Here is a 13,919-nt window from a genome sequence, read left to right as displayed (position 1 = left end):
CGACTGCGTCTTGCGTCGACCGTTCAGGTAAAGTAGCCTGAGAACCTGTCTACTTTACTAGCCTTGCCTGAGGCATAAGCATGTATAAACGCCTGATGATCGGCCTGTTACTTACCATTGGCGTACTCATGCTGTCTGCCTTTGCGCTCGATCGTTGGATCAGTTGGAAAACCGCCCCTTTTATTTACGACGAATTACAAACGTTGCCCTCACGACAGGTCGGTGTGGTATTAGGCACAGCAAAATACTATCGAACCGGTACCATTAATCAGTATTACCAGTTTCGCATTCAGGGTGCGTTGAATGCCTATAACAGCGGTAAAATCAGTTATTTACTGCTAAGTGGCGATAACGCGATGCAAAGCTACAACGAACCGATGACAATGCGTCGTGATTTAATTGCCGCGGGTGTTCCTCCGGCTGATATTGTGCTGGACTATGCGGGGTTCAGAACCTTGGACTCGATCGTCAGAACAAGAAAAGTGTTCGATACCAATGACTTCACGATCATCACACAGCGTTTTCACTGTGAGCGAGCGCTGTTCATCGCGCTACATTTGGGCATTCAGGCTCAGTGCTATACCGTTCCCTCGCCTAAAAATATGATGACGGTACGCATTCGTGAATTTGGCGCCAGATTAGGCGCGCTATTTGATCTCTACATTCTGAAGCGGGAACCTCGTTTTCTGGGGCCGCAAATTCCAATTCCTGCCGAACATAATGTTCCCGATGACGCGCCTGAATACCCGGCAGTTCCGCCTGAGCAAGTGTTCATTCAAGAACCCCCATCGGCCACCAGCCACGATAAAACAGCAGAAAAACCGTATCCCTAACAGAGAGGTGTCGGTATCACCATTGGAGAGCCCCCACACTCACGTGTTCCGTTACGCTTTGCTGGCGACGACCGCAGTGAGTTTGCGCCACAGCCATTCGAGTGGACCTTGTCTGAAATACCGTAACCAATAGTGCGAAAAAACCAGATTAGCCCCCCATATACAAGGGACAATCGCCATCAATTGAAAGCGATCAAACCGCATAAAAAAACCCAAATGGTTAAATAACATCGTACATAACAACGTTTGCAGCAAATAATTGCTGAGAGCCATCCGGCCAATATTCACAATCCAGTAGGTGAAACGCCACTGACATAGCGTCGACCAGAAGCCATAGCACAATGCCAGATAGCCAACAGCCTGCAATGGCGCACTCAGCTCTCGCGGGATTTGCAACAGCAAACCGCTCCAACGGTATTCCCATTGCACCCACCACTGTGCAAGCACACCAATGCTATTCATCGCTAATGCGAGAGGAATGGACCACAGCGCAACATAGCGATAGTGGTTCTGGGCAAATTCCCCCTTCAACCAGCCACTACGCATCAACCCCGCGCCCAATAACATTGATCCCGCCAGTAGCCAGCCGTATTGCACACCGAGCGACAGAAGACTTTCTGCCAGTAAATCAACCCGATTACGCCAGGCTTCAGATCCGCCCGCTGTTTGCCAATACATTTCATAGGCAATATCGGCTGCCCCTGGTTGCCAAAATCGCCCTGGCTGCATACTCAATAATTGGCTAAGTACAAACAGGATCCCTATCCCCGCCAAATACATGACGATCCCTGTTCGCAACAAGGCGCGACTGCTGTCGGCAAGACGAATCATGCCATAACACACCAGCCCAATCAGACCATAATCCAATAAAATATCGCCATCCCAAAAGAAAATGGAATGAATGAGTCCGAACAGCATCAGCCAAAAAAGTCGGGCATGAACCCAGCGGGTTCCGCGTGATAACAGCAGTTGCAGGCCCGCGCCAAACAGAATAGAGAATAAGGTCAAAAATTTTGCCTGCACCAACAGATCTGATATTGCCCATGCCCAGATATCATCCAAATCAGGGAGCCCTAGATAAGCAGGGTTAAGATAAGCGGCTTTAGGTAGACCGAATGCAATGATATTCATCAGCAGAATACCGAGTACAGCCACTCCACGGGCAAAATCCAGCGTGGCGATCCGCGATGGAGGCATCGTTTGGGAAGATAAAGGTTGAGAAGGCACAGATTGAAGAGACATGATGCTCGGATCGTTAACTCATCGGAACAGCAATTGTATTAACAGAACGCGGGAAATCATACGTATTTTCTACTGATACTCTATTGATACAACAGACGTCGCAGAGACACGCCTGATGCTACTGCCACTGAGTAAGAACGAAAAAAATGCCGGAAGCATTGGTATCCCCCAGCATCTATTCAGAAACGCATTCAGTTGTGGTGACGCACAGCCCGCAGAAATTCCTGACGCGTATTTTGGCTGGATTTGAACAACCCGCCCAACGATGTTGTCGTCGTAGCGCTGGTCGCATCGCGAATACCGCGAGCCTTCACACAGTAATGCACTGCATCAATTGAAACCGCGACATTGCTGGTTCCCAATAACGTTTGTAATGCAATCAGGATTTGTTGCGTCAACCGCTCCTGCACTTGAGGGCGCTGAGAGAAAAATTGAACAATACGATTAATCTTCGATAAGCCGATCACACCCTCTTTCGGGATGTAAGCCACTGTTGCTTTACCATCGATCGTCACGAAATGATGTTCGCACGTACTGGTTAAGGTGATATCACGCACGGTCACCATTTCATCGACTTTCATTTTATTTTCGATGATGGTGATTTTCGGGAAATTAGCATAATCCAAACCGGAGAATATTTCATCGACATACATTTTAGCAATACGATGCGGCGTCTCAGCCAGACTATCGTCCTCCAAATCGAGGCTCAATAGATTCATGATTTCCGTCATATGCTCGGAAATACGCTGCTTACGCGTATCCCGATCCAATAATGGTCCACGTAACGGCGTTTCCAGGCCACGCGCCATCAGCGCCTCATGCACCAAAACGGCTTCTTTACTTAAAGATGACATTATTATTCTCCTGCAGGTGTTACTGAGAACCGACCTCGTTTAGGCTCACTTACTAGAATCCATCTTTACAACGAAAGCGGAGATGCCAATGACGCACGGTTCCTATAGTGACGAATAAGGTTGCCCCAAACGCCGTCAACACTCTAGTTGAGAGAGGAACGATTATCCAGTGATTGTATGTCATGATGGTTGAAATAGATTCAGCTTATCTCCGGCATACTGCGAGCTGTATGACAACACGTTATCGTTTTTGAATAACGCAGACAACCTGAAGTATGGTGATATATCACTAGGTACAAGGCACTCCAATCTTCACTTATCGAGCAAAAACAAAGGCACCGAGCGTATACCCGATGCCTTATAGAAGCGAGTGTGATGCAGGTTCATCCTATTTAATGGATGAGCACCGTTCTGCGCTTAATCAGAAAGTTTCCCAGTTGTCACTGTCGTTTTTGCCTTTTTTGGCACTTCCTGTTCCTGTAGCAAGCAATGCTGTTTTCGTCGGTGCCGACGTCGGTTTGCCGGGCAACACGCTTTCATTACGTTGACGTTTTTCACCACTCGTCAGTTGAAAGACGGCAACTGCTTCGGTCAATTGGCGAGCCTGATCTTCCAACGATGCCGCTGCCGCAGCAGATTCCTGCACTAACGCCGCATTCTGTTGCGTCACACCATCCATTTCGGTCACAGCCTGACCGATCTGGCTGATACCACGGCTCTGCTCATCCGATGCCGACGCGATTTCGCCCATCAGATCGTTCACTCGGGTAATCGCAGAAATGATCGACTCCATCGCTTCACCCGTTTGCATAACCTGATGCGAGCCCATATTGACACGCTCTACCGATTCGGCAATCAATCCTTCAATCTCTTTGGCAGCTTGTGCACTACGCTGGGCCAGATTGCGCACTTCACCAGCAACCACGGCAAAACCACGTCCTTGTTCGCCGGCTCTTGCGGCTTCAACCGCTGCGTTTAACGCCAGAATATTCGTCTGGAAGGCAATACCGTTAATCACACTGGTGATATCCGCGATCTTCTTCGAACTGGTGGTAATACTCGCCATCGTTTCAACCACTTCGGTTGTCACTTCTCCCCCTTTTTTAGCCGCAATCGAGGCATCCTGCGCCAACTTGCTAGCCTGATGCACGTTCTCAGCATTCTGCTTCACCGTTGCACCCAATTGCTCCATGCTGGCCGCCGTTTGCTCCAGAGCCGCAGCCTGCTGCTCGGTACGGGCGGAGAGATCGTTGTTGCCACTTCTAATTTCACTTGCGCCCTGATAAATAGAACCAGAGCTATCACGAATCGTCGTGACTGTATTGATCAAACTGCTTTGCATATCTTTCAGGTAAGGGATTAGTTGGCCTGCACAATTTCGACCAAATTCCGCCAGTGGATACCCCAATTGACCATCGGCCAGCACTTGGAAATGCCCCTTGATCATATTCAATGGTTTAACCAGATAGTGCAGCAGATAACGATCGGTGAGGAATAGAATCATCAGACCAATGACTACCGCCGCGAGCAAAATGTTCTTACTCCAATCAACCAGCACATAGACTCGACTCAACGAATCATTCGAGGAAGACATGATGGTCGTCTGGTATTTCTCCATATTGGAGCCAAACGCGATACTTAACGCAGGGTATTTGTTTCTGAATATCTGGCGAGACTCATCGGCGCGGTTATTGCTGACAGCCGCCATTAATGGTTTCAAACCATCTTCAATCAATTGCGTCCAGGCATTTGTCATGTCATCGACCGTCGTTTTATCGACGCCGACATGCGTGTTTGCTTTAAATGCCGTCAGCGCATCGCTGGTATTTTTTAATGCAGTAGAAGCTGACACCAGGAGTTTCTCAACTTCAGCGGTTTCACCCGTTTGTTGATAGTCCATGGCCCGCAGCAAACGGGTAACCGTGCGAAAATATTGATCATTTCCTTTGACTAATACTTCTACATTTTTTCGCTGCGCATCGCTCGACTCTAATAACACCGTCATATTGCTTAACGATGATGTCGTATAGAGTGAAACACCTGACCATAATAGTAGGAATATTCCCAGTATGGTTAAGAGCATTGCCCTGATGGTGATATTTTTTAAAAAGTTCACAGAAGACTCCTATAAATTATTTAGCGATTTTCACCTGCGCTTTTTCAAACTAGGGTGCACATTTTTAATTGAAAACCGACTGACACTGCGTAATTCCAGTGAGCAGATAACCTCACCGACTTAAAACCTCCTTTACGACAAAAATAGGCGTTTGACGCCATTGACAGCTATTTTTGCTATACATGTTTATTATCGGCAAATCAGCCTGACACTTTACCTACTCACGATCGCTAGCTTGATAAAACACCTGCGATGAAAATCACGTTCACCGCGCAAAGAACTCGCCGCCACAATCCCATCAACCAACTGTTTTTAATGGTAAAAATAAAAATCATTCATATTTATACATTGATTTATTTAACAACGTGTTTTTGTGAAAATTCCTAATACGGGGCTGCAAGGCCAAGCAGCATTGGGATCAATGACAATCACCGTTTTTTTTATTTTTTTGTAAAAAAATATCTATTTTTCACCAGTAGCGACCTATTAATCATCAATGCCACTAATCTATGCGACTAATCGATGCAACTGCGTGAGCACATTTATCCACCGTTGCTGGTTCAGGTTAAAAAAGAAGTTACGGTTGTTATTCATTGCCATATTAAAAACATGGGCGCCCAGCTATCGGCAATTTATAAAGACGGGCGCAATGTAATGGGAAAACCCAAAAACATAAATTAAAAACTCATTGTTTTTACCGATACTAATAATAGGCAAAAGCGAATAATCCTATTCGATCTGATTTTATTACGCTTTCCCCCAAAAACGACAAGAGGAAGACGCCATTGACGTTTTCCTCTTTTCTTGATGACAAGCCTATCGCTCAATGATTATTGATAGATAACGAGCTTTTCTCATGCCTTCCAAACCAACACCCCCGCGGCCACAAGGGCAAGCATCCCGATATACAGCGAAGGCTCCAACTGGTGAGTCAGCATTGTGGACAACGATGATACCAACGGCCCGACCAACTGTCCGATGGCGTACCCCGTGGTCAGTAATCCCGCAAGGTATCGCACATGCAATGGTGCTAACTCACGGCCATATTGCAAAGACAGTTGTACCACCGCTAAAAAACCACCACCGACCAACAAGGAGGCAATAATCAACCCACTGAGATTAGAAAAACTGACAGCACATACGATACCGATAGCCTGTGCCCATAGCATCAACGCAAGTCGCTGATGTGTCGTCAATAAATGTCGTGTCGTAATACCAATCACAATGCCCAGAACCGCGGCACCACCAAACAACGGCCAGACAAGCTGTGCAAATAGGCTACCGGGAAAACGTTCAGCCGCCATTTGCGAAAGGAACGTAGCGGGTAAAATATAGCCAAATCCTGCCAGACTGTAGCTCCATACCAAACGCTTCAGCGGTCGTGTTAATACCAGCGGTTCGAACGTCGTTACCACCTGTCGGATCGATATACCTCCCCGTGGCAGGTGACGGCTTACCGCAACAATAACCACCAAGGCGACGCCCCCATAAAGCAACCAGGCTTGTGCAGCATTCAGCGCCATCCCTTGTACACCGATAGCCAGCATGCCGCTGATCAATATTCCCGCGCCCGGCCCGGCAAAAACCGCCGCGCTCAATGCAGGCTTACCATAGTGTGCCAGACTTTCATTTGTCCATGCAGCAACCAGAACCATCGCCCATCCGCTCGCCCACCCTGCCAAAAAACGGATAAGGCCGTGTCCCCACACATCCCCCACAATCGCTGACCATAGCGTCAATATGACCGTACCCCACACCCCGCCCCACAAACGTAGCGTAATGCCGCTTTTCGCCCGCATCGCATCGAATGCACCAACCAGATAACCCAAATAATTGAGGGCCGCCACGATGCCCACGCTGATCAATGTCAATTGATGTTCCGAAATCATCAGAGGAACCTGAGGCGTGAAAGCAAAACGACCAATTCCCATTGCAACCATCAACGTTAAAAACCCACTTAATGCGATTTTTAAAGCCATGTTTTTCCCTTATGTGTTACATGAAAGTTGCGAACAGAGTGACTTACCGTTAAACTCACAAAAAGTGAATAATTAAAACCAAGTTGATTACGAAAAGAGAAAGAGATGGATTTGACGCAATTACGCATGTTTTGTCTCGTTGCCGAAGCCGGTTCCGTCGTTCGTGCGGCAGAGCAACTGCATCGAGTACCTTCAAATCTGACAACGCGTTTACGGCAGCTCGAGCAAGAACTGGGAGCCGACCTCTTTATTCGTGAAAAACAACGTTTACGGTTATCACCTATCGGACACAACTTCCTTTGTTATGCACAGCGCATTCTGGCACTCAGTGAAGAAGCGATCAGTATGACTCGCACCGGAGAGCCTTCTGGCAACTTCGCATTAGGCTCAATGGAAAGTACTGCGGCAACCCGGCTGCCAAGCCTACTTGCGTCCTACCATCTGCGATATCCCGATGTCACGCTGTCATTAATCACCGGTACGTCCGGCGACATTATCGATCGGGTGCGCGCAGGGACACTGGCAGCGGCATTCGTCGATGGTCCCGTTTCATATGATGAACTGAACGGTTGCAAATCTTTTCCTGAACATCTTGTGCTGATTTCAGATAGTCATCACACGCCTATTCGTCATCCACAAGAGGCGAAAGACGATACGCTGTTCGCTTTTCCCGCTCGCTGTGCTTATCGTTCCCGGCTGGAAAAGTGGTTCCGTCAAGCTGGTATTGCTTTCGGCAATATCATGGAAATTCAGTCCTATCATGCCATGCTTGCGTGTGTCGCCAGTGGCGCCGGGCTGGCGCTTATTCCCGCTTCCGTTCTTGAATTACTGCCCTCACATGAACGGGTCCAGACACATGAATTACCTGTGGACATTGCAACAACCGCCACCTGGCTTATATGGCGGCGCGATGCTTTTGGCCCCAACGTTGAGGCGCTTAAAAAGCTCATGATTGAGCAATCCTCGACTGATACTACGTTTGACCAAGATTAACCCATAATCAATTTTAACCGTTTGCACACATATTGCCGCAAGAGGAGTTACACCATGCAAATGATCAAAACCCGTGCCGCCGTCGCCTGGGGTCCAAACCAGCCATTATCGATTGAAGAAGTCGATTTGATGCCTCCTCAGAAAGGCGAAGTGCTCGTGCGCATTATCGCTACTGGCGTTTGTCATACCGATGCCTACACCCTTTCAGGTAAAGATCCTGAGGGCGTTTTCCCTGCAATTCTGGGGCATGAAGGCGGCGGTATTGTTGAAGCGATCGGCGAAGGTGTCACCAGTGTGGCCGTTGGCGATCACGTTATTCCGCTGTACACCCCGGAATGCGGCGAATGTAAATTCTGTCGTTCAGGCAAAACTAACCTGTGTCAGGCTATCCGCACCACACAGGGCAAAGGTTTAATGCCAGATGGCACCACGCGTTTCTCTAAAAATGGGCAGCCTATTTTCCACTACATGGGCACATCGACATTTGCAGAGCATACCGTTGTACCTGAAATCTCACTGGCTAAGATCAGTAAAGACGCACCGCTGGAAGAAGTTTGTCTGTTAGGCTGCGGCGTCACCACCGGGATGGGCGCGGTCATCAATACGGCTAAAGTGAAGAAAGGTGATACCGTCGCCATCTTCGGGCTCGGCGGTATCGGCCTGTCAGCGATTATCGGCGCACAGATGGCGGGTGCCGGGCGCATTATTGGCATCGACCTCAATACCAGTAAATTCGAGCTGGCTCGTAAACTCGGTGCCACTGACCTGATTAACCCGAAAGATTATGACAAACCGATTCAAGATGTCATTGTCGAACTGACCGATGGCGGCGTTGATTTCTCATTTGAGTGTATCGGTAACGTGAATGTGATGCGTTCCGCGCTGGAATGTTGTCATAAAGGCTGGGGGGAATCCGTCATTATTGGCGTTGCGGGTGCAGGCGAAGAAATTGCTACACGCCCCTTCCAACTGGTAACCGGTCGCGTATGGCGCGGCTCCGCCTTTGGTGGCGTAAAAGGCCGCAGCCAGTTACCAGGCATTGTCGAACGCTATATGGGAGGGGAGTTCCAGTTGAATGACTTTATCACTCATACCATGGGGCTGGATGAAATCAATACCGCGTTTGATTTGATGCATGAAGGAAAATCGATCCGTTCGGTTATTCATTTTAGCTAACAGCACACTGAGGCGACGCTATTGGACAACGATATGCATGTTGAACAACGGTATTCGTATTGAACAATAGCATTCATGGTGAGCCTAAGCAGTTCCTCTGAAAGGAGGGACTGCTCGTCGCATAAATCATCCAACACCATCGCTTAATCGCGTAGAGAAAATCGTTTATACCCTAAATAATTCAAGTTTCAGGAAGACGGCAAGCGAAGGAGTCCCGATGAGCTTACTCAAGTAAGTGATTCGGGTAAGTGAGCGTAGCCAACGCACATGCAACTTGAAGAATGACGGGTATATAAAGGAGGCAATACAGAGATGACCCCCTCACTGGAACTTCTGGAAGAACATCGAATGTTTGGTGGATGGCAACAGCGCTATCGGCATTTGTCCGAAACACTGAACAGTGACATGACATTCAGCATCTATCTGCCCCCAACCCCCGATGATACGCCACCACCGGTGCTTTATTGGCTATCTGGCCTGACTTGTAATGACGAGAATTTCACGACCAAAGCTGGCGCACAGCGTATCGCCGCCGAGCTTGGGTTGGTGCTGGTGATGCCAGATACCAGCCCGCGGGGTAATGAAGTGGCCAATGATGCAAGCTACGATCTCGGGCAAGGTGCAGGTTTTTACGTCAATGCGACCCAATCCCCTTGGGCTGAACACTATCAGATGTATGACTACGTTAGTCAGGAATTACCTGCGCTGATCAAACAGCACTTTAACGTAAATGGACGAGCGTCAATCAGCGGGCATTCAATGGGAGGTCACGGCGCGCTCATGCTAGCTCTGCGCAACCCGGGACAATACCTTTCCGCATCGGCCTTTGCGCCAATCGCTAATCCTTGTCAGGTTCCATGGGGACTCAAAGCGTTCGAGAACTATCTGGGGAGTGATGAAACACAATGGCAGCAGTATGACAGTTGCCACTTGCTGGCAAGCGCCCAACACAGGCTGCCCATTTTGGTTGATCAAGGCGATTGCGATCAGTTTTTACCAGACCAACTGCAACCCGCAAAACTGGTTGAATTGGCGCAACAACATCATTGGCCGCTGACGCTGCGAACACAGTCTGGCTATGACCATAGCTATTTCTTTATTGCCAGTTTTATCGAAGATCATTTGCGCTTCCACGCGCAATATTTACGGGAATCGTAAGCCGTATTCTACAACTACCAGGTTCGCTCACGCAGGAATGGGATAACCCGTTCCTGCTTTGTATTCCACATTGATGACGACAATCTGACTCACCTCGCGGCAGCCCAGTAAACATTATTACCGAGTAAACATTGTTACCGAGTAAACAGTTTTACATAATACTCACTAACCATTGCCTGTAACTATCGCACTTTTACTGATGAACGAGTAACGTAGGACACGTAGCCGATTTAGAAAGACGAGAAGACGGTAACTTCACGCCAGAAGGGCCTATCACAGTAGACAATTCCACTGTCCTAATGTGGTATTAATCGTTTAGGAGTGCTTAATTTTGCAAAGAAAACGGGTTTCATCAACAGAATTGTTTGCTATCGGATATGATGCGGAAAAAAGCTTGCTGGAAGTCGAACTACTTAATGGCAGCATATATCAGTACTCTGGCGTGGCGCGGATGATTTATGAAGAGCTAATGGCAAGCACTGCCAAATACCGCTATTACTCGCGCTATATCAGAAGTTCATTCCCTTACGATAAAATACAGTGACTGGGGATAACAAAAGCAGATTGATAGCGGAAATAAACGGGCGGATGATCACCACCCGTTTATCCATTCTCAAGTTTGAGAAACGTTGAGATCACATACTTTTCACCAGTTACCCCGATAAACCGAACTCATCACAACATCTCTCTTTAATATCCGCGTTGCTGAACAAACTCATCAATATTCTCAATGGTTTTTTCCATTAAGGTCTGTAAAGCGGACGCCGACGTCCAGGAGATATGAGGGGTAATCAACAGATTAGGTAATGTTTTCGCCGCGATCATCAACGGATTATTTTTACTCGGCGGTTCTTGCGTCAGACAGTCTAACGCCACGCCAGCAATGCGACGTTGCTGTAAAGCCGAGAGTAGCGCAGCCTCGTCGATTAACCCACCCCGAGCAGTGTTAACAATAAACGCCGTCGGTTTACACAACGCCAGCGTCTGTGTATTCAGCAAGTGTCGCGTTTCATCCACTAAAGGACAATTCAGCGAAATAATATCCGCAGATTGCAACACCTGTTCAAAAGGCAAATATCCAGGGCGACATCGCACACTCCCTTTATGCTCGGCAAAAATAGCCTTCATTCCTAATGCCGATGCCAGACGAGCGACCTCGCGACCAATCGCGCCAGCACCAATAATTCCCATCGTAGAACCCGCAATATCCTTTACAGGATAATCAAAATAGGAAAACTGCATCTGGTCTGCCCAGCGGTCACTGAGCTGATCGCGATACCATCCCATCAGGCTGTGTTTCAGCGCCAGGATCATCGCAATGACATGTTCCGATACGGCCTGAGTCGAGTAATTAGGTACATTCCTTACCTCAATCCCTAATTCGGCAGCCGCTACCGTATCAATGGTATTCATTCCGGTTGCCGTTACCGCGATCAATTTTAAGTCTGGTAATGCCGAGAGTGTCTCTCGTGTCAGCATCGTCTTATTGGTAATAATAATGTCGCTGTTTTTTGCCCGCTCAATAACTTGATTGGGTGCTGTGTAGCTGTATTCAATCCATTCATGGCGGCATTGTGGTCGTCTGAAGCTATTTTTTTTCAGGAAAATAGTTTCAGGTAACGCACCTTTGTCCAAAAAGGTAATTTTTAGCATAATGTCAAACCTGATTATTATTTATACATAAAACCCTGAGTATCGACGATAAAATCGCCGAGTCACGAAATTTATCTCGTGAAATTATTCATTAAAACAATAAATTAAACGTTATACGTTTTTAAAAAAGATAGCAGATTAATTATTTCATTTAACAAACCGACCACATCAAATTAACGTCGGTGTGTTTAATGACGGGCGTATTATTCATACACGCGTTCAGCGTAGACAGCATTAACACAATTAACAATATTTAATAGAGTGAAATTCATTCATTATTGCGTTATTGCAGGCATAAAAAAGCTGCCCCATCGAAATGAGGCAGCTTGGTGAAAACAAATGATTTCGTCGGACAAACCGTGCCGCAACAATCGATTACGGTTTGTAATCCGGGAAGGTCATATCCTGGTATTTGATAAAACGAGAACCGCGATACAGTTTGTAGCCGAACCAGATCAGCAGGAATAGCGGAATGCCAATATACGTGGCAGTGACACCATACCAGTCAATCTTATCTTCCAGAAACGCTTGATAATTCTGACCCAGCGTAATAATCAGGCACAGCACAAAGGCAAAGATCGGCCCCAGAGGGAAAAACCCTGACTGGTACGGTAAACGATTAAGGTCGTGCCCCTGCATGACATAACCACGGCGGAAGCGGTAGTGACTAATCGCAATCCCCAACCAGGCAATAAAGCCCGTCATCCCTGATGTATTCAGCAACCACAGATAAACGGTCTGGTTACCAAACATGGATGACAGAAAACACAGTGCAGCAACGACGGTTGTCGCATAGAGCGCGTTACGAGGGACGCCACCTTTCGACAATTTAGCAAAAATACGCGGGGCTTTGCCTTCAGAAGCCAACGTAAACAACATGCGTGTCGAGGCATACATACCGGAATTACCCGCTGACAGTACCGCCGTCAGGATAACGGCATTCATCACCGCCGCAGCTGACAGCAAACCCGCATTTTGGAAAACCAGAGTGAATGGGCTGACAGAAATGTCTTTCACATCATTACGCAGCAAGTTAGGGTCCGTATAAGGAATAATCAGGCTAATAATCAAAATGGCGAAAATATAAAACAACAGAATACGCCAAAATACCTGACGAATCGCACGTGGAATATTTTTACCCGGATCCTGAGATTCTCCCGCGGCAACGCCAATCAATTCCGTTCCTTGAAATGAGAAGCCGACAATCATTGCCACACCGATCATGGCAGAAAAGCCCCCCGCAAAAGGTGCATCGCCGATCTGCCAATTATGGAAACCGGCGTTTTCAGCACCGCGCATGATCCCGGTAATCATCAGGATACCGACGGCAATAAAAACAATAACCGTACTGACTTTAATGAGTGAAAACCAATACTCCGCTTCACCAAACCCTTTTACGGAAATGTAGTTCAACAGGAACATCAACGCTAAAAATAACGCGCTCCAGATCCAGCCAGACACTTCAGGGAACCAATACCCCATGACTAATTGAGCAGCAACCAGATCTACCGCGATCGTCACCGCCCAGTTGTACCAATAGTTCCAACCGAGCGCGAACCCAAAACCTTCTTCGACATAACGAGCACCGTAGGTTGAAAAAGAACCAGAAACGGGCATAAACGCCGCCAGTTCACCCAGGCTCGTCATCAGGAAATACACCATTAAACCAATAAGTGCATACGATAACAGTGCGCCACCGGGCCCTGCCTGTGAAACTGTCGCGCCGGATGCCACAAACAACCCTGTGCCAATCGAACCGCCAATGGCGATCATCGTTAAATGCCGTGCTTTAAGCTCACGGCGCAGGGTATGTGTCCCCTGAGACTGAATATCTTGCTGAGCCATTAGTATCCTGCGTGCTCTTGCTGAAAAATCGAGGCGGGATTGTAGCAAATCGTTTTCCACTGGATAGATA

Annotated in this window: 12 protein-coding genes; 6 read left to right on the top strand and 6 right to left on the bottom strand. The window is 47.7% G+C overall.

The window, feature by feature from the left end; genetic code table 11:
* Positions 1-80 precede the first annotated feature (80 nt).
* The gene (sanA, locus tag ACKPVM_RS10280; protein WP_409308952.1) at positions 81-833 is read left to right on the top strand and encodes an outer membrane permeability protein SanA; all 753 of its coding nucleotides are present in this window, start codon (positions 81-83) and stop codon (positions 831-833) included.
* A 51-nt stretch (positions 834-884) separates the two neighbouring features.
* Here sanA and yeiB read toward each other — a convergent pair whose 3' ends face one another.
* The 3 genes from yeiB to ACKPVM_RS10265 form a co-directional block, all read right to left on the bottom strand.
* Entirely contained in the window at positions 885-2,075 is a 1,191-nt protein-coding gene (yeiB, locus tag ACKPVM_RS10275; RefSeq protein WP_409308951.1) for a DUF418 domain-containing protein YeiB, read from the bottom strand.
* Positions 2,076-2,266: 191 nt separating this feature from the next.
* Positions 2,267-2,929: a GTP cyclohydrolase I FolE gene (gene folE / locus ACKPVM_RS10270; protein WP_409308950.1), complete on the bottom strand. Its 663-nt coding sequence runs from the start codon at positions 2,927-2,929 to the stop codon at positions 2,267-2,269.
* Between the two features lie 421 nt (positions 2,930-3,350).
* The gene (locus ACKPVM_RS10265) at positions 3,351-5,045 is read right to left on the bottom strand and encodes a methyl-accepting chemotaxis protein (RefSeq protein WP_409308949.1); all 1,695 of its coding nucleotides are present in this window, start codon (positions 5,043-5,045) and stop codon (positions 3,351-3,353) included.
* Positions 5,046-5,567: 522 nt separating this feature from the next.
* On the opposite strand from ACKPVM_RS10265, the gene ACKPVM_RS10260 reads away from it, so the two are divergent.
* Complete coding sequence (locus tag ACKPVM_RS10260; protein WP_409308948.1) at positions 5,568-5,726, top strand: hypothetical protein; 159 nt, start codon at positions 5,568-5,570, stop codon at positions 5,724-5,726.
* 173 nt (positions 5,727-5,899) lie between these two features.
* Here ACKPVM_RS10260 and ACKPVM_RS10255 read toward each other — a convergent pair whose 3' ends face one another.
* On the bottom strand, positions 5,900-7,024 hold the full coding sequence (locus ACKPVM_RS10255) for a YbfB/YjiJ family MFS transporter (protein ID WP_409308947.1): 1,125 nt from the start codon (positions 7,022-7,024) through the stop codon (positions 5,900-5,902).
* A gap of 105 nt (positions 7,025-7,129) precedes the next feature.
* On the opposite strand from ACKPVM_RS10255, the gene ptrR reads away from it, so the two are divergent.
* The 4 genes from ptrR (at position 7,130) to ACKPVM_RS10235 (ending at position 10,895) form a co-directional block, all read left to right on the top strand.
* Positions 7,130-8,017 (top strand): putrescine utilization regulator PtrR, encoded by an 888-nt coding sequence (ptrR, locus tag ACKPVM_RS10250; RefSeq protein ID WP_409308946.1) that lies wholly within the window; start codon positions 7,130-7,132, stop codon positions 8,015-8,017.
* A gap of 54 nt (positions 8,018-8,071) precedes the next feature.
* A complete protein-coding gene (locus ACKPVM_RS10245) occupies positions 8,072-9,193 on the top strand; it encodes an S-(hydroxymethyl)glutathione dehydrogenase/class III alcohol dehydrogenase (RefSeq protein WP_409308945.1) in 1,122 nt (373 codons plus the stop codon).
* Between the two features lie 312 nt (positions 9,194-9,505).
* Positions 9,506-10,351: an S-formylglutathione hydrolase gene (fghA, locus tag ACKPVM_RS10240; protein ID WP_409308944.1), complete on the top strand. Its 846-nt coding sequence runs from the start codon at positions 9,506-9,508 to the stop codon at positions 10,349-10,351.
* Between the two features lie 331 nt (positions 10,352-10,682).
* Positions 10,683-10,895: a KTSC domain-containing protein gene (locus ACKPVM_RS10235; RefSeq protein WP_409308943.1), complete on the top strand. Its 213-nt coding sequence runs from the start codon at positions 10,683-10,685 to the stop codon at positions 10,893-10,895.
* 146 nt (positions 10,896-11,041) lie between these two features.
* On the opposite strand, the gene ACKPVM_RS10230 is transcribed toward ACKPVM_RS10235, so the two are convergent.
* A complete protein-coding gene (locus ACKPVM_RS10230) occupies positions 11,042-12,004 on the bottom strand; it encodes a 2-hydroxyacid dehydrogenase (protein ID WP_409308942.1) in 963 nt (320 codons plus the stop codon).
* Positions 12,005-12,379: 375 nt separating this feature from the next.
* Positions 12,380-13,849: an amino acid permease gene (locus ACKPVM_RS10225; RefSeq protein ID WP_409308941.1), complete on the bottom strand. Its 1,470-nt coding sequence runs from the start codon at positions 13,847-13,849 to the stop codon at positions 12,380-12,382.
* Positions 13,850-13,919 lie beyond the last annotated feature (70 nt).

The organism is Pectobacterium hainanensis, assembly GCF_046237015.1.
Taxonomy (GTDB): Bacteria; Pseudomonadota; Gammaproteobacteria; order Enterobacterales; family Enterobacteriaceae; genus JBJYIN01.
The sequence above is the reverse complement of the archived record's forward strand: the minus strand, read 5'-3'. Positions and strand labels throughout refer to the sequence as shown.